This window comes from Aeromicrobium sp. Leaf245, assembly GCF_942548115.1.
Classification (GTDB): Bacteria; Actinomycetota; Actinomycetes; order Propionibacteriales; family Nocardioidaceae; genus Aeromicrobium.
Genome location: NZ_OW824151.1, coordinates 3,019,172 through 3,035,170, shown reverse-complemented (window position 1 = coordinate 3,035,170; position 15,999 = coordinate 3,019,172). Strand labels below are relative to the sequence as shown.

Here is a 15,999-nt window from a genome sequence, read left to right as displayed (position 1 = left end):
GATCCGTGAGGAGTGAGATGCAGCGACTGAGTCCGCTGGACGCGATGTTCCTGAACCAGGACAGTCCCGACGTCCCGCGCCAGGTGGCGTCGCTCGCGATCCTCGAGCCCGGCGGGGCGTTGACGTACGACCGGCTGATCGGTGTCATCAACGAGCGGCTCGACATCGTGCCGCGGTACCGCCAGGTGCCGCGCAAGGTTCCGGGGGCGCTGGGGACCCCGCTGTGGGTCGACGACGAGGGCTTCGACATCTCCCTTCACGTGCGGCGGTCGGCCCTGCCACGTCCGGGGACCCGCGACGCGCTGCACGAGCTGGTCGGCCGGCTCGTGGCCCGCAGGCTGGACCTCGACCGTCCGCTGTGGGAGCTCTACCTCATCGAGGGCCTCGAGGACGGCAGCGTGGCGCTGCTGTTCAAGGCCCACCAGGCGCTCGTCGACGGGTCGGAGACGATCGACCTCGCCCAGGTGCTGCTCGAGGAGACCGACCGGGTGCGCGAGATCCCTCACGAGGACTGGAACCCGCGCTCCGCGCCCGGGCCGCTCGGCGCCGTCTCGGCCACGCTGGAGCGGAACGTGCGTCATCCGGGCGAGGCGCTGCGGATCGCGGAGCTCAACGTCGGTCGCGTGGCGCGACACCTCCCGGTCGTGGGCGGCGGACCGGTCGCCACGCGCGGCGTGCTGTCGGCGCAGCTGTCCCGCCACCGCCGGTTCACCACGCTCTCCACCTGTCTGGACGACTACCGCCGGGTCCGCGACCAGCACGGCGGCACCGTGAACGACGTCATCCTCGCGGCCATCACGGGTGGCATCCGTGGGTGGATGCTCACCCGCGCCGAGCCGGTCACCGCCAAGACCAGCTTCCGGGCCATGGTGCCGATGTCGGTGGTGGCCGACGACGGCCTGCCGACGTCGCTCGGGTCCAAGGTCCGCGGGCACCTGCTCTCGCTGCCGGTCGGCGAGTCCAACCCGGTGGTCCGCCTGCACCAGGTGTCGTACGCCCTCAAGGACCACCGCGAGACGGGCTCGGCCGTGGCGGCCAACCAGCTGGCGAGCCTGCCCGGGTTCGCGACGTCGACGTTCCACGCCGTGGGCGCGCGCGTCGCGGCCGCCGAGACGTCCCGCGGGCACCAGATCACGATCACGAACGTCCCCGGCCCCCAGGAACCCGTCTACATGGCGGGCGAGCAGCTGGCCGAGGTCTACCAGGCGATCCCGCTCATCGACCATCGAGCCGTGTCGATCGCGGTCACGTCGTACCACGGTCGCGTGTTCTTCGGCATCGTCGCCGACCGTGAGGCCGTGCCCGACGTCGACGTGCTGGGGCAGTGCATCAGCGAGGCGCTGGAGGAGCTCGTCGAGACCGTCGGACCCCGGCGCGGGCGGGCCCCGCGCGGCCGCCAGAAGCCGCGACGGGTCTGACGTGCGGGTCTGGGTGGGCGTCGACGCCGACGGCCTGCGCCGGCTGCGCGACGGTGGCGCGCTCGGCGGCGAGGTGGTGGCCGCGGAGTCCGAGGACGAGCAGCACGAGTACGAGGCGCTCGTCGCAGCGGCCGAGGACGGCCCCGTCGTGGTCGTCGCCGACGTCGAGACGACGGACATCGATGGCGCGACGGCCCTGGCCGACGTCACCGCGTCGGACGTCGAGGCGCTCCACGTGGACGCCGACGGCAGCGGTCAGCTCGCCTGGTACGCGCCGCAGGAGATCGAGGCCGTGCTCTCCCTGCTCGGCTGACCACGCCGCACGCCCCCGCGCCAGGACGACACGGCGCGGCACGACGAAGGGCCCCGACCGACCGGTCGGGGCCCTTCGCGTGGTGCTGGATCAGAGGCGGGTCATGCCCAGCTCGACCTCGTTCTTCAGCGAGCCGCGGATGGCCTTGGCCACCTCGGGCTCGATCTTCTTGCCGATGAACGGGATCTTGACCGTGACGTCACCGTTGACCGTGAACTCGGTGCCGCCGCCCGTGGACTCGAGCACCGCGGTGCCGAGCATCTCCGCGGGCTGGCCGATGATGCTGACCTTCACGTCGGCGCGGCGGCTGCCGTCGGCGGCGGGAGCGCTCCACTTCTCGGTCTGCTTGACCTTGACGGTGTCGCCGGTGAGCTTCTTGACGAAGTCGGGCATCTCGGCCGGCTGGGTGCGCACGATCGTGATCGTGACGCCGTCACCGGACTCGTCGACGTCGACGTCGATGTCGCTCGCGCCGGACTCCTCACCGGACTCGGTGCGGAACTCCTGGCTGGAGATGAGGCCGAACACGGCCTCGACGTCGGCATCGCCGTAGGAGTAGGTCTCGTTGAACTTCATGGCGTCATCCTTGCAGGTCTCGGATCAGGGCGTGGTCTGTTCGGGGGCGTCCTGGCCGGCCTCGACCTGACCGGCCGGGGCAGCCCCGAGCTGGCCCTTGAGCTCGGACAGCCGCGCCTCGATCTCGAGGGCGGTCGAGTCGGCCTCGAGCTCCTCGAACTGCGAGTCCAGGCTGGAGGAGGCCAGCTCGGCCTGGCCGGCGACCCGTGCCTCCTCGCGGCGCACCTTCTCCTCGAAGCGCGAGAGCTCGCTCGTGGGGTCGAGCACGTTGATGGACGAGACGGCCTGCTGCACCTGCGACTGCGCATCGGCCGTCTTCTGGCGGGCCACGAGCTGGTCGCGGCGGGTCTTCAGGTCGTCCAGACGCGTGCGCATGGTGATGAGCCCGGTCTTGAGCTTCTCGACGGTCTCGTTCTGCGACGCGATGGAGGGCGCGGCGGCCTTCGCCTCGTTCTCGAAGCCGATCTGCTTGCCGAGCGCCACCTTGGCGAGCTGGTCGAAGCGGTCGGCCTCGCCCGTCTGGCCCGCCGTGCGCAGGGCGTCGGCCTTCTGGGAGGCGGCGATCGCCTTCCCGCCCCACTCCTTGGCGGCCGCGACGTCCTCGCGGTGGTCGGCCTCGGCGAGCCTGAGGTTGCCGATGGTCTGTGCCACGGCCTCCTCGGCCTCGGCGATGCTGTTGGTGAAGTCGCGGACCAGCTGGTCGAGCATCTTCTCGGGGTCCTCGGCCTTGTCCAGCATCGAGTTGACGTTCGCGCGGGTCAGCTGGGCGATGCGTCCGAGGATGGACTGCTTCTGTGCCATGGTGCTCTCTCTTCCGGTCGGCGTGCTGGGTGCTGGGTCGGGAGGTGCTGGTGTCGGGGTGGGTGGTCAGGATGTCAGAAGCGTCCGCCGCCGCTGCGCCGCGAACGTCCGCCGCCGCTGCGTCGGCTGCTGCTGCGCCGTGAGCTGCTGCTCCGGGAGCTGCTCCGTCGGGAGCTGCTGCTGCGGGAGGGGCGGCGGCTCCGGCCGGAGCTGCCGCCGAACCCACCGGGCAGTCGGGGCAGGCCACCGCCGCCACCGCCGCCCCCTCCGAGGATGCCGCCGAGGGAGAGGTCGTCGCGGTCGGAGGTCGATCGCCACGCCGCCACGTCGGCCTCGGCCGTCGACTGGGCCTCCTTGACGAGGGCCGCGGCGCGCTCGAGGGTGCGGGTGGCGCCGGCAGGGTCACCCGTCAGGGCGAGCCGTCCCTCGTCGAGCAGGCGCGCAGCCTCGGAGAGCCGGGTGCGGGCGGTGCTGCCGACCGCGCCGCGGTGCGTCTCGACGTAGGTGGTGACCGCCGAGACGGTGGCCACGACCTGTCCCAGCAGGTCGTCGGCGTCGTCGCGGATGGTCTCGAGGTCGGTCCGGGCCGTGTCGATGGCGTCGAGCAGGGCGGTGGCCTGGGCGGTGGCGTCCTCGGCCGTGCGCAGGTGCAGGGCGGCGGTCGCGGCGTCACCGCTCGTGAGGGCGCCCTGGGCGAGGGTGACCTGCTCGGCGGCCTTGGTCGTCAGGGACTCGGCCCGCACGACGTTGTCGGCCACGGCGGCCAGCGCGCTGCCGGAGTGCGTGGACTGCAGGGACTCGAGCGTGGCGCGGGAGGCGGGCAGCCGCTCGACGGTGGCGGCGAGGACCGGCTGGAGCGCCGCCACCGCCTCCGGAGCGCGCGTCTGCAGGTCGCGGACGGCGTCGAAGCGCTCCACCTGGGCGTCGAGGGCGTCGTCGACCTCGTCGCAGATCTGCAGGATCCGGGAGTGGAGCGTGCGGCGCTCGGCGTCCGTCTCGGGCTCGGCGTCGTCGAGTCGTTGACGCAGGGTGAAGGCCTCGCGGACGCGGGAGCGACCGTCCTCGATCACTGCGCGGAACTCCGCGGTGGCGGTCGTGCCGAACTGCGCCTCGGCGAAGCCGAGCTCCTGGGCCGAGGACTGGAGGGCGTCGTCGACGTCGACGAGCGCCTTGGCCGCCGCCGCCTCGAGCTCCTCGTCGGTGAGGATGCTGGCGGGGTCGACCGGTCGGCCGTGCTCGTCCACCACCGGGTGGGTGTGGTCGTACCGGCGACGGGAGCGGTGGATGGCGTAGCCACCGCCGGCAGCGGCGAGGCCCACGCCGCCGACGATCCAGCCCCAGGGGATGCCCGAGTCCTGGCTCACCTCGGTGAGCCCCTCGGCCGCCCCGACGGCCGCACCCGCCCAGTCGTCCTGGCGCAGCGCGGGAAGGATGAAGTCGCGGTCGACCTTCTCGAGGTCGGCGTCGGAGAAGTCCTCGGCGTCGGCGTCGTAGCCGTAGGAGCGCTGGTCGAGCGCGATCGCCAGGAGGACGTCGGCGCGTCCGAGGCCCGAGCGTTCGGCGGTCTGCGCGGCCCACTCCGAGCCGGTGAGGCCGCCGAAGTCGCTGACGTAGACGACGAAGAGCTGGCGGTTGGTCTGCTCGTAGTAGGCGTCGAGCGCCGTCTGGACCTCGGCCGTGTCGCCGCCGAGGGCGTCGGCGCGGTCGGTGATGTTCCCCGTGACGTCGATCGGGTCCTCGGCCGCCGCCGGCCCCGCACCCACCATCGCCAGGGCGAGCAGCGTCGCGGTCACGGCCAGGGCACGTCTGACGGAGGGTGACATCACGTGTCGATCTTGGCCGATGGGCGGTCGCGGGACAACAGCCGGGCCCGGCGCGCCCGCCTCAACCCGGTTGCCGGTCGTCGGTGCGGAAGATCCAGGTCCGCATCAGGACGAACCGGGCGACGGTGACCGCGAGGTTGGCTGCGGTGAGCACCCCGACCTCCAGCACCCGGTGCTCGGTCCCGGCCAGGTCGTGGAGCGTCCAGAGGGCGCCGCTCGTCGCGAGGACCCCAGCTGCGAGCACCGCCAGCCCCTGCAGGTGGTGGACGGCGGCCCGGTCGCGACCACGAACCCCGAACGTGAAGCGTCGGTTGGCGGCCGTGTTCGCGACGGCGGTGACCAGCAGCGCCGCCATGTTCGCCCCCTGGGCGCCGAGGGACGACCTGAGCAGGAGGTACAGCGCGGCGTACGCGAGCGTCGAGAGCACCCCCACGAGGGCGAACACGACCAGCTGCGCCGACACCCCACCGCCGGCGCTGCGCCGCGTGGCGCGACCGAGCTCCTCGCCGAGCCGAGCCACCGGCACCTGCCCCCGCACCAGCGCCAGGCCCAGGCGAGCCATCCCACGCAGGTCGTCGAGCGCGGTGCGGACCACGTCGACGCTGCTGTCGGGGTCGTCGACCCAGTCGACCGGCACCTCGTGGATGCGCAGCCCGGCCCGCTCGGCCACGACGAGCAGCTCGGTGTCGAAGAACCAGGCGTCGTCGTGGACGAGGGGCAGCAGGCGCTCGGCCACGTCGCGTCGGATCGCCTTGAAGCCGCACTGGGCGTCGCTGAAGCGGGCGCGCATGGTGCCGCGCAGGAGGTAGTTGTATCCGCGCGAGATGATCTCGCGCCGCGGGCCGCGGGTCGTCCTGGCGCTGCGGGCCAGCCGCGACCCGATCGCGAGGTCGGAGTGTCCGGTCAGCAGGGGTGCGACGAGCGGCAGGAGGGCGTTGAGGTCGGTCGAGAGGTCGACGTCCATGTACACGAGGACGTCGGCGTCGGACGTCGACCAGGCTGCCTTGAGCGCGCGGCCCCGTCCCTTCTCGCCCAGCCTCACCACCCGGACGCTCGCGTGCTGCGCGGCGAGCGCGTCGGCGAGCTCGGCGGTGCGGTCGGTGCTGGCGTTGTCGGCGATCGTGACGCGAGACGGGAACGGCAGGGTGGCCAGGTGGTCGAGGACGGTCAGGACCGACGCGACCAGGGCTCGCTCCTCGTTGTGGACGGGAACGACGACGTCGATGGTCCCGGTGCGGCGGACGGTCGAGCCCGAAGTGTCGGCCGTGGCCGCGAGGTGCGCCGCGCTCATGCGATCCCGCCCGACAGGTCGTAGAGCGTGGTGCCGTCGACCGTGGTCGCGGTGAACGTCTCCTCGACCCACGCCTGGATCTGGGTGCTCGTTCCGCCGCTCGCGCCGGGACCGCCGCGTCCACCTGCCCCGCGTCCACCTGCTCCGCCTCCGCCGATGAACCAGTGGACCTCGCCGTCGGCGACGAGCTGCTGGAACTGCGCCAGGGTGGGGGAGGGGTCCGAGCCGTTGAAACCGCCGATCGCCATGACCGGCTCCCCGGTGGAGAGCTGGTAGCCCGAGGCGCTGTTCGAGCCGATCGCCGCGGCCACCCAGGTGTACGACCCCGCGTCCTGGGTGAGGAGGGCGTCGATGGCTTCCGACGACGTGGAGCCGTCGAGCAGGCCACCGGTTCCTGGTCCGCCCTGGTTTCCGCCGCCCGGGGCCGTGCCGGTCCCACCCGGAGCCCCCTGCGGTCCCGCGCCCTGGGGCGGCTGTCCCTGGCCGGTCCGGCCGTCCTGCAGCTGCGGCGGCTGACCACCGCCGGGGCCGCGTCCACCTCCCGGGCCGGCGCCGAATCCGCCGCGGCCCGTGCTGGGGCCGGCGGACGGGATCGACCCGGTGTGGGCGCTGCCCGCGGTGTCGACGGCGTAGGCCGTGGGCCCGGCCAGCAGGGCGACGAGGCTCGCGAGAGCGACGGCGAGCCCGGCACGTCGACGCAGTCGTGCGGGGACGAACTTCAGCAGCACGACCATGATCGCGCTGACGCCGGCCAGCGTGACCACGAGCGGCGCGAGCCAGGGCAGGAAGCCGTCGGAGCGTCCGAGCAGGACCGTCGCCATCGCCGCGGTGGACAGCAGCACGGCCACGGCGGTGACGGCCGCGGTCACGGTGTGCCGGTGCTGCCAGAGCACGTGGCCGCCGATCCCCAGGATCGCGGCGATCGCCGGGGCGAGCGCCACCGTGTAGTACGCATGGAAGATGCCGGCCATCAGGCTGAACGTCAGGCCCGTGACCAGGAGCCAGAGACCCCACACGACGAGCCCGGCCGTGACCGGACGGGTGCGACGGTCCTCACCGGCGCGGAGGGTGAGCCAGAGCGCCGCGACCAGCAGGAGCAGCGCCGCCGGCAGCAGCCACGCGACCTGACCGCCGATCTCGCTCGAGAACAGGCGCAGCAGCCCGGTCTCGCCCCAGCCGGCTCCGCCGCCTCCGGGCATCCCGCCGCCGCCGACGGACCCCACCTCGTTGCCGTTCAACCGACCGAGACCGTTGTAGCCGAGGGTCAGCTCGAGGATCGAGTTGTCCTGCGAGCCGCCGATCCAGGGGCGGCTCGAGGCGGGCCAGAGCTCGACCGCCAGGACCCACCAGCCGCCGGCCACGACCATGGCCGCGAAGGCGACGACCAGGTGGACCAGACGGCGGGCCAGGGGGACGGAGGCGGCCAGCAGGTAGACACCGGCCAGCGCCGGGAGGACGAGGAACGCCTGGAGCATCTTGGTCAGGAAGCCGAGGCCCACGAGCGCCCCGCCGAGAGCCAGCCATCGCGCGGCACGCCGGGGGTCCTCGAGCGCACGGAGGGTCGCCGCCGTCGCGCCGACGAGGAGCAGCACCAGCAGGGCGTCGGGGTTGTTGAACCGGAACATCAGGACGGCGACCGGGGTGAGGGCGAGCACGAGCCCGGCACCGAGCCCGGCCCACGCGTTGCCCGTCGTGCGGCGCACCGTCGTGTGCAGCAACGCGACGGTGGCCACCCCCATGAGGGCCTGCGGCACCAGGATGCTCCAGGAGGACAGTCCGAACAGCCGGACCGAGAGAGCCATCACCCAGATGGACAGGGGGGTCTTGTCGACGGTGATGGACCCGGCGGCGTCGGACGCGCCGAAGAACATCGCCTTCCACGAGTCCGACCCGGCCTGCGCGGCGGCCGAGTAGAAGGAGTTGGCCCAACCGGACGAGCCGAGGCCCCAGAGGTAGAGCGCCGCGGTGCCGACGAGCAGCAGCACCAGCGCCGGTCGGGCCGCCGGGTGGTCGGCGGAGTCGCCCCGCCACGCTCGGGCGAGGACCCCCGGCGTCCTCGACGTGGGCCCGTCGAAGGAGCCGGCGTCGGAGGAGCCGGCGTCGGGGGTGCTGCGGGTCTGGTGGGTTTCGGGCATCGTGGCGGTCTGGTCCATGTCGCCGATGCTCGACGGCGCTCCTGGGGTGGCGCCCTCGGCGGACTGTGCCGCTGCTGTGAGGTGTCGGCGGGCCGTCAGGTCCGGGGGAGCGTGATGCCGAAGGTGGTGCTGCCGGGCTCGCTGGTGACGGCGACCGTGCCGCCGTGGGCCTCGGCGATGGCCGCGACGAGGGACGTGCCCAGGCCGGCGCCGCCGGACTCGCGGGTGCGCGACGAGTCGCCGCGGGTGAAGCGCTCGAACACCACGGGCAGCAGGTCGGGTCCGATGCCGGGCCCGTCGTCGTGCACCTCGACGACGGCGTGGTCCGCGTCGGGGAGGCGGAGCCGTGCCGTGACCACGGTGCCGGGTGGGGTGTGCCGGGAGGCGTTGCCGAGCAGGTTGGTGACGGCCTGGTGCAGGCGGAGTGCGTCGCCGGGCACCTCGATCGGCTCGTCGGGGAGCTCGAGGCGCCAGGTGTGCCCACCGTCGACCACGCGGGCGTCGCTCACGGACTCGGCGAGCAGGAGGCTCAGGTCGACGGGCTCGCGCTCCAGCGGGCGGCCGGAGTCGAGCCGAGCTAGCAGCAGCATGTCGTCGACGAGGGTCGACATGCGCGCGGCCTCGGACTCCACCTTGGTCAGCTGGTCGGTCCCGGTGCGCCGACCCAGCTCGGCGTAGCCGCGGATCGTCGAGAGGGGCGTCCTCAGCTCGTGGGAGGCGTCGGCGAGGAACTGGCGGACCTGCTGCTCGCTCTCGTGCCGGGCGTCGAGGGCCTGCTCCACGTGCGTGAGCAGCCGGTTGAGGGCCTCGCCCACCTGGCCCACCTCGTTGCCGGGGTCGGTCAGCTTCTCGGGCACGCGGACGGTGCGGCCCACCACGCCGCTGTCGAGCGGGAGGGTGGTCACCTCGTGGGCGGTGGCCGCGACCTCGCGCAGGGGACGGAGCTGGCGGCGCACGAGGACGACGCCCACGAGCCCGGCGGCCGCCGCGCCGAGCACGGTCAGCAGCGCCTCCCACCAGAGCAGGCGGGTGAGCGTCTCGTCGAGGTCGCCGGTCGGCAGGCCCTGGACGACGACGGTGCCGTCGGCGGTGGTCGTGGCGGCCACGCGCACGGAGCCGAGGCCGGGGAGGTCGACGGTGAGGGGCTCGTCGTCGGGGTCGACGTCGGCCAGCGCGTCGAGGGCGGAGCTGGAGAGCGGACGCAGCCCCGCGCTCTCGGTGATCTGCACACCGGCTCGGCAGTCGTCGGTGTAGACGGCGGTGAGGCTGCGGGCGGACTGGCCGAGGGACGGCCGCGGGGGCTCGCCGCACAGGGCGCTCGGCCGGGGGCGCGAGCCGAACGGACCACCGGGTCCGTCGCCGACCGGGTTCCCGCCGGCCTGGACCCGGGCGCGTTCGGTGGACTGCGCGAGCTCGGCGTCGAGGCGGTCGGTCAGGTAGGCGCGCATGACGAGGGTCGCCGCACCGGCGACGAGCAGGCTGACGGCGACGACGAGCGCCACGACGGTGAGGACGAGTCGTCGAGTCAGGCTCATCGCGACGCTCGCACGTTCTCGCTCACGCGGGCTCGACCGGCTTGAGCACGTACCCTGCTCCACGCTTGGTGTGGATCATGGGCTCGCGACCGGCGTCGATCTTCTTGCGCAGGTAGGAGATGTAGAGCTCGACGACGTTGGCCTGCCCGCCGAAGTCGTAGTTCCAGACCCGGTCGAGGATCTGCGCCTTGCTGAGCACGCGGCGCGGGTTGCGCATGAGGAAGCGCAGCAGCTCGAACTCGGTGGCGGTGAGCTCGATCGCGGTGCCGGCCCGGGTCACGTCGCGGCTGTCCTCGTCGAGGACCAGGTCGCCGACGACCACCACGTGCTCGGCACGGGCCTCCCGGGCGCCGGTGCGCCGCACGAGCGCGCGCACGCGGGCCACGACTTCCTCGAGGCTGAACGGCTTGGTCACGTAGTCGTCGCCGCCGGCGGTCAGCCCGGCCACGCGGTCCTCCACGGCGTCGCGCGCGGTGAGGAAGAGGACGGGCACGTGCTCGTCGCGCTGGCGGATGCGGCGCAGCACCTCGAGGCCGTCGAAGTCGGGGAGCATCCAGTCGAGGACGACCACGTCGGGTCCGAACTCACGGGCGGCGTTCACAGCCGTGCGGCCCGTGCCAGCGGTGCGCACCTCCCAGCCCTCGTAGCGCAGGGCCATCATGAGCAGCTCGGCGATGTTGGGCTCGTCGTCGACCACGAGGACCCGCAGCCGGCTGCCGTCGGCGCGCGTGAGGGAGGCGTTCATGTCTCCAGTGTGGCCGGGCTGTCCGTCGGCTGTCCGTGAGTCACCTGTGACGTTCCTGTGAGCGCTGGTGCGGCCGGGTCCGCGAGGCGAGTGCTCGGCGTGCCGAGACGGAGACACCCTCCGGCCCTGGGTGTGGGCGGAGGGTGCTGGTGGTTCCGTGCTGCTCTCAGGCGGCGCCGAGGTCGGCGGCCACGGGGGCCTCGAGGGCGCGCACGCGAGCACGCGCGATCTCGGCGAGGTGCATGGTGCGGCGCGCCTCGGCGAGGTCGCCGACGGCGATGAGGTGGTCGACGAGCGGCTCGAGGTCGTCGACGTGCACGCCCTCGACGAGGCTCGCGTACTCGATGAGCTCCGACAGCAGGGCGCGCAGCAGCAGGTGGCCCTCCAGGTCGTCGTCGGTCGGTTCGTCACCGGTGACGAGGCGCAGCTGCTGACCGAGGTCGAAGGCGGTCTCGGGGGTGAGGCTGTCCTCGCGGGCCGCGGTGGCGACGAGCTCGAGCACGGGGCTCAGCCCCTCGCGCGCGGGGATGAGCGCGGCGCCGACGACCAGCTCGAGCACGCAGGCATGACGGGAGAACGCGTCGTCGCTCGACGGGCGCTCGGCCACATGTGTGATCGTCATGTTGAAACCACTTCTCCCCACTCCCATGAAGATGCTGGCAGGTCACGAGGCGATGGTCCCTGGTTCTTCAGGACCATTTCCGCGTGGCCGACACCACACAGGGTAGGCGACCCGGGTCTTTCGCCGCTAGTCCTTGGAAGGACCTCTTGCTCTCAGGGTGCCTCGGCGTGGCTCGAGGCTCACGCGAAGGTGGGCGCGACTTCTGGGTCGCCTCCCCGACACAGCGGGACGCCTGCCGCCGACGTCCACCGACCTGAGTCCGGACGTCCGTCCACACCCTGCGTACGAGGGCCTTCACGGATGGGGTCTTCTTTGGGAGACTCTCCGGCACTGCAGGACTTTTCGGGGGAAGGGTCGAGGTGGATCCAGTTCAGGCGACGCTCGCGGACGAGGTCCGCGAGCAGGTGCGCCGCCGTCGCATCGATCCCCAGGTCGAGGCCGACGCGGTGCGCCAGCTCGCGATCGACGTGGTGGCCGAGCACGAGAAGCGGTCGCTGACGGGTGCGGTGCGCTCCCTCGACGAACCCGACCGGATCGTGGGCGGCATCGTCGCCGACGTGGCCGGGTTCGGGCCGTTGCAGGCGTTCCTCGACGACCCGACGGTCGAGGAGGTGTGGATCAACGAGCCGGACCGGGTGTTCGTCGCGCGCGACGGCAAGCACGAGCTGACGTCGGTGATCCTCACGGCTGCGCAGGTGCGCGAGCTGGTCGAGCGGATGCTGTCGTCGTCCGGCCGCAGGCTCGACGTGTCGCAGCCGTTCGTGGACGCGATGCTGCCCGGAGGTCACCGCCTGCACGTGGTCCTGGAGGGCATCTCGCGCGGGTTCAGTGCGGTCAACATTCGCAAGTTCGTCGCGCGGGCCCACTCGCTGGACGACCTCGTGACCCTCCGGACCATCGACGCCACGGCCGCACGGTTCCTGCGAGCAAGCGTCGTGGCGGGGTTGAACGTCGTCGTGTCCGGGGGGACGCAGGCAGGGAAGACGACCCTGTTGAACTGCCTGGCCGCCGCGATCCCTGGGTCGCAACGTCTGCTGACGGTCGAGGAGGTCTTCGAGCTGCAGTGCGGACGCCACCCCGACTGGGTCGCGCTCCAGTCCCGCCAGGCCGGCCTCGAGGGGACCGGCGAGGTGGATCTGCGGATGCTGGTCAAGGAGGCGCTTCGCATGCGCCCGAGTCGCATCGTGGTGGGCGAGGTCCGCTCCGCCGAGTGTCTCGACATGCTGCTCGCCCTCAACGCCGGTCTCCCCGGGATGGCCAGCGTGCACGCGAGCTCGGCCCGTCAGGCGCTCACCAAGCTCTGCACGCTCCCGCTGCTCGCCGGGGCGAACATCACGAGCGACTTCGTGGTGCCGACCGTCGCGACCTCCGTCGACCTCGTCGTCCACACCTCCATCGACCACGCGGGCAGGCGAGCCGTGCAGGAGGTCGCGGCGGTCACCGGGAGGGTCGAGAACGGTCTCATCGAGACCGAGACGGTCTTCAAGCGCGAAGGAGGCACGCTGCGGCGCGGCCACGGTCGACCGGCTCGGCGCGACGCGTTCGAGCGCGTCGGCATCGATCTCGACGACGTCCTGGTGCCCGAGGAGGACTCCGGATGGGCGCCCTGATCGGACTGGTCCTGGGGCTGGGCCTCGTGCTCGTGCTGTGGGCGCTGGCCGACCCGCACCCGCGACCTCGGGGTCGGTCGACCCGCTCGCTGCGCGAGCTGCTCGACGCCGCCGGGCTCTCCGAGGTGACGCCGGCCGGTCTGTTCGGGCTGTGCGGCGGGTCGTTCCTCGTGGCCGGTCTCGTGATGACGATCGTGTCGCGGGTCCTGGTCGTCGGTCTCGTCTTCGGCGCGCTGGCGGCGCTGCTCCCCGTGGCGACGTTGCGGGGTCGCGCACGTCGGCGTGCACGGGAGCACGCCGACCTGTGGCCCGACGCCGTCGACAATCTCGCCTCCGCGGTGCGCGCCGGACTCTCGCTCCCCGAGGCGGTGGTGCAGCTGGGGGAGCGGGGCCCGGAGGGGCTGCGGGAGCCGTTCGTGCGTTTCGGGCGCGACTACCAGTCCACCGGACGGTTCGACGCGGCCCTCGACCGCCTGAAGGTGCGCCTCGCCGACCCGACCGGCGATCGCGTGGTCGAGGCGCTGCGTCTCGCGCGCGACGTCGGCGGAGGAGACCTGGGACGCATGCTTCGCGCCCTCTCCGGTTTCCTGCGCGAGGAGGCTCGGACCCGCGGTGAGCTCGAGGCGCGCCAGTCCTGGACCGTGAACGCCGCACGCCTCGCGGTCGGTGCCCCCTGGGTGGTCCTCGCGGCGCTCAGCCTGCAGCCGGACGTGGTCGCCAGGTACGCCACCGCCACCGGGGCCGTGGTCCTGACCGTGGGCGCGGTCGTGTGCGTGGTCGCCTTCCGGCTGATGCTGTGGATCGGTCGGCTTCCGCAGGAGCGGCGGGTCCTCGCATGAGCCCCGTCGTCGGAGCGGTCCTCGGTGCCGTCCTCGCGAGCGGTCTGCTCCTGGTGCTCACGTCCTGGCGGCGTGTCCGGCACCCCACCCCGATGATGCGGATCGACCCCTACCTCGGCGACGTCCTGCCGACGTCGGCCCGCTCGACCAGCACCGTGGGTGCCGTCTACGGGCCGCTCCTGCGCTCGGTCGGCGACGTGGTCGGCCGGGTGACCGGTGGTGCCTCCGGCGTCGAGCGACGGTTGACGCGGCTCGGGTCGCCCTACGGGGTCGAGGAGCTCCGCATCCAGCAGCTCGTCTGGGGTGCTCTCGGGTTCGGTGTGGCGTCGGTGATCTGCACCGTCGTGTGGACCACCTACGGCGGGTCGCCCCTGGTCCTGATGGTCGTGTGCGTCACCGGCTTCGTCGCGGGCGTCCTCGGGCGGGACACCTGTCTCTCGTCGCAGGTCAAGCGTCACGAGGCCCGGCTGGCCGAGGAGTTCCCCGTCGTGGCCGACCTCCTCGCCCTGGCGGTCGCTGCGGGGGAGAGTCCGGTGGCCGGGCTGGAGCGGGTGCTCCAGGTCCTGAGGGGTGGTCTGGCCGACGAGCTCGGCACCGTCCTGGCCGACGTACGGACCGGGCGGACCGTGCCCGCGGCGTTCGACGCCCTCGCGGCCCGAACGGGCGTGGCGAGCATCGCCCGGTTCGCCGAGGGGCTCGCCGTCGCGGTCGACCGCGGCACCCCGCTCGTCGACGTGCTGCACGCCCAGGCTGCCGACGTGCGCGAGACCGCCCGTCGCGACCTGATGGAGGCCGGCGGCCGCAAGGAGATCCTGATGATGGTCCCGCACATCATGCATCCGGGGTACTACCATTGTCTATGTGAACCGAGAAACTTCCGCTGTGATCTACGCCCGAATCTCATCGGACGACGGAAGCGCGCTTGGTGTCGCGCGACAGATCGAAGACTGCACTCGGCTGGCGACAGATCGCGGCTGGACCACCGCCGAGACCTACGTCGACAACGACGTCAGTGCGAGCACCGGACGGCGTCGTCCTGAGTACGAGCGACTGCTCAGTGACATCACGCGGGACAAGGTCTCGGCCCTCGTCGTCTGGGACATCGACCGGCTGACCCGCACGCCAGCCGAGCTCGAGACACTCATCGATCTGGCCGAAGCGCACGGTGTTGCGCTCGCATCGGTCGGAGGAGAGGTCGACCTCGGAACGCCACAGGGACAACTCACGGCCCGCATCAAGGGCAGCGTCGCTCGACACGAGGTCGAGCAGTCCTCGCGGCGGCTCAAGCGGAAGTTTCTCGAGCGCGCGGAGAGCGGACTTTCACACGGCAAGGTTGCCTTCGGCTACGTCCGTGAGCCGGTGATCGATGAGACCGGCACGGTCCGTGGGTACACCGAGATGCTCCACCCCGAGCAGGCGGCGGTGATCCAGACCGCCACCAAGCGCATTCTGGCCGGCGAGCCGCTGCGGGCGGTGGCGTCGGCGCTGAACGAGACGGGGTCGATGTCGCCATCGGGCAAGCCATGGTCCGGCACCACTCTTCGACAGGTGCTCCTCCGCGAGAGGAACGCGGGTCGCCGCGTCCATCAGAAGCAGGTCATCGGCAAGGGCAACTGGCCGGCCATCGTCGACGACGACTCATTCGATCGGCTCGTCGCACTGCTCCGAGACCCTCGACGTCGGACCGGCAACAACGGGGGAGTGAAGCACCTCCTCAGTGGCATCGCGATCTGCGGCAACTGTGGCGAGCGGCTCAGGGGCGCGGCCGCGCATGAGTACGGCAAGAAGAAGCAGCCGCGGTCCTACGCCTGCCAGAACTGTTACCGGGTTCGGCGCAAGGCAGATGCGGTCGACGAGGTCGTTGAGGGTGTGGTGATCGCCCGCCTCGAACGACCGGATGCGGCCGACCTGTTCGCGGGTGACTCCGACGCGATGACTCAAGCGACGAGCGAGAAGCTCGCGATTGAAGCTCGCCTGGATCTGCTAGCGGATCAGTTCGCCGATGGGCTGATCACCGGGTCGCAGCTCGAGCGCGGTACGGCACGACTCAGACCGAAGCTCGCGGAGGCTGAGGCACGGATCATCGCGGCGAGCCCGTCGCCGGAGTACGCCGAGCTCGTAGGGCTTGGCGTCAGGGCTCGGTGGGAGGCGCAGTCGCTCGACCGCAAGCGGGCAGTGATCGACGCGCTGATGAAGGTGACTGTTCTGCCGTCCGGGGCGGGGCAGCGGTTCGCGCCAACGCAGGTCCAGATTGGATGGAAGTCATGACCCCCTCGGTCCGCGTTCGATGC

The 15,999-nt window shown here is 72.3% G+C and carries 14 protein-coding genes; 6 read left to right on the top strand and 8 right to left on the bottom strand.

Translation table 11 applies throughout. The features are described from left to right. Positions 1–17 precede the first annotated feature (17 nt). Entirely contained in the window at positions 18–1,418 is a 1,401-nt protein-coding gene (locus NBW76_RS14845) for a wax ester/triacylglycerol synthase family O-acyltransferase (RefSeq protein ID WP_055968855.1), read from the top strand. A 1-nt stretch (position 1,419) separates the two neighbouring features. Then, positions 1,420–1,731 (top strand): hypothetical protein, encoded by a 312-nt coding sequence (locus tag NBW76_RS14840; protein ID WP_055968853.1) that lies wholly within the window; start codon positions 1,420–1,422, stop codon positions 1,729–1,731. 90 nt (positions 1,732–1,821) lie between these two features. Here NBW76_RS14840 and NBW76_RS14835 read toward each other — a convergent pair whose 3' ends face one another. The 8 genes from NBW76_RS14835 to NBW76_RS14800 form a co-directional block, all read right to left on the bottom strand. After that, a complete protein-coding gene (locus NBW76_RS14835; RefSeq protein WP_055968850.1) occupies positions 1,822–2,307 on the bottom strand; it encodes a DUF2505 domain-containing protein in 486 nt (161 codons plus the stop codon). Positions 2,308–2,331: 24 nt separating this feature from the next. Further along, positions 2,332–3,108, bottom strand: a complete 777-nt coding sequence (locus NBW76_RS14830; protein ID WP_055968848.1) for a PspA/IM30 family protein — start codon at positions 3,106–3,108, stop codon at positions 2,332–2,334. Positions 3,109–3,182: 74 nt separating this feature from the next. Further along, entirely contained in the window at positions 3,183–4,931 is a 1,749-nt protein-coding gene (locus tag NBW76_RS14825) for a TPM domain-containing protein (protein ID WP_056552386.1), read from the bottom strand. Positions 4,932–4,992: 61 nt separating this feature from the next. After that, positions 4,993–6,222, bottom strand: coding sequence for a bifunctional glycosyltransferase family 2/GtrA family protein (locus NBW76_RS14820; RefSeq protein ID WP_056552383.1), 1,230 nt, complete (start codon positions 6,220–6,222; stop codon positions 4,993–4,995). Further along, entirely contained in the window at positions 6,219–8,375 is a 2,157-nt protein-coding gene (locus NBW76_RS14815; RefSeq protein ID WP_200932644.1) for a glycosyltransferase family 39 protein, read from the bottom strand. Before NBW76_RS14815 ends, NBW76_RS14820 begins: the two co-directional genes overlap by 4 nt. A 77-nt stretch (positions 8,376–8,452) precedes the next feature. Next, on the bottom strand, positions 8,453–9,892 hold the full coding sequence (locus tag NBW76_RS14810) for a cell wall metabolism sensor histidine kinase WalK (protein ID WP_056552379.1): 1,440 nt from the start codon (positions 9,890–9,892) through the stop codon (positions 8,453–8,455). Between the two features lie 22 nt (positions 9,893–9,914). Beyond that, positions 9,915–10,637, bottom strand: a complete 723-nt coding sequence (locus NBW76_RS14805) for a response regulator transcription factor (RefSeq protein WP_056552371.1) — start codon at positions 10,635–10,637, stop codon at positions 9,915–9,917. A 166-nt stretch (positions 10,638–10,803) separates the two neighbouring features. Beyond that, entirely contained in the window at positions 10,804–11,259 is a 456-nt protein-coding gene (locus tag NBW76_RS14800; protein WP_156364653.1) for a hypothetical protein, read from the bottom strand. A 359-nt stretch (positions 11,260–11,618) separates the two neighbouring features. Between NBW76_RS14800 and NBW76_RS14795 the strand changes: the two genes are divergently transcribed. The 4 genes from NBW76_RS14795 to NBW76_RS14780 are packed head-to-tail and all read left to right on the top strand — an operon-like array spanning position 11,619 to position 15,976. After that, entirely contained in the window at positions 11,619–12,869 is a 1,251-nt protein-coding gene (locus NBW76_RS14795; RefSeq protein ID WP_056552368.1) for a CpaF family protein, read from the top strand. After that, positions 12,857–13,708, top strand: a complete 852-nt coding sequence (locus NBW76_RS14790) for a type II secretion system F family protein (protein WP_056552365.1) — start codon at positions 12,857–12,859, stop codon at positions 13,706–13,708. The genes NBW76_RS14795 and NBW76_RS14790 overlap by 13 nt, the downstream gene beginning before the upstream one ends. Then, positions 13,705–14,748, top strand: coding sequence for a type II secretion system F family protein (locus NBW76_RS14785; RefSeq protein WP_056552362.1), 1,044 nt, complete (start codon positions 13,705–13,707; stop codon positions 14,746–14,748). The genes NBW76_RS14790 and NBW76_RS14785 overlap by 4 nt, the downstream gene beginning before the upstream one ends. Next, positions 14,648–15,976: a recombinase family protein gene (locus NBW76_RS14780; RefSeq protein WP_235492883.1), complete on the top strand. Its 1,329-nt coding sequence runs from the start codon at positions 14,648–14,650 to the stop codon at positions 15,974–15,976. Before NBW76_RS14785 ends, NBW76_RS14780 begins: the two co-directional genes overlap by 101 nt. The last annotated feature ends 23 nt before the right edge of the window (positions 15,977–15,999 follow it).

What these genes read in the sequence shown, in the direction of transcription:
- NBW76_RS14845 (WP_055968855.1), top strand. Translation starts at nt 18, where the DNA reads ATGCAGCGACTGAGTCCGCTGGACGCGATGTTCCTGAACCAGGACAGT.
- NBW76_RS14835 (WP_055968850.1), bottom strand. Translation starts at nt 2,307, where the DNA reads ATGAAGTTCAACGAGACCTACTCCTACGGCGATGCCGACGTCGAGGCC.
- NBW76_RS14830 (WP_055968848.1), bottom strand. Translation starts at nt 3,108, where the DNA reads ATGGCACAGAAGCAGTCCATCCTCGGACGCATCGCCCAGCTGACCCGC.
- NBW76_RS14825 (WP_056552386.1), bottom strand. Translation starts at nt 4,931, where the DNA reads ATGTCACCCTCCGTCAGACGTGCCCTGGCCGTGACCGCGACGCTGCTC.
- NBW76_RS14820 (WP_056552383.1), bottom strand. Translation starts at nt 6,222, where the DNA reads ATGAGCGCGGCGCACCTCGCGGCCACGGCCGACACTTCGGGCTCGACC.
- NBW76_RS14815 (WP_200932644.1), bottom strand. Translation starts at nt 8,375, where the DNA reads ATGGACCAGACCGCCACGATGCCCGAAACCCACCAGACCCGCAGCACC.
- NBW76_RS14810 (WP_056552379.1), bottom strand. Translation starts at nt 9,892, where the DNA reads ATGAGCCTGACTCGACGACTCGTCCTCACCGTCGTGGCGCTCGTCGTC.
- NBW76_RS14805 (WP_056552371.1), bottom strand. Translation starts at nt 10,637, where the DNA reads ATGAACGCCTCCCTCACGCGCGCCGACGGCAGCCGGCTGCGGGTCCTC.
- NBW76_RS14800 (WP_156364653.1), bottom strand. Translation starts at nt 11,259, where the DNA reads ATGACGATCACACATGTGGCCGAGCGCCCGTCGAGCGACGACGCGTTC.
- NBW76_RS14790 (WP_056552365.1), top strand. Translation starts at nt 12,857, where the DNA reads ATGGGCGCCCTGATCGGACTGGTCCTGGGGCTGGGCCTCGTGCTCGTG.
- NBW76_RS14785 (WP_056552362.1), top strand. Translation starts at nt 13,705, where the DNA reads ATGAGCCCCGTCGTCGGAGCGGTCCTCGGTGCCGTCCTCGCGAGCGGT.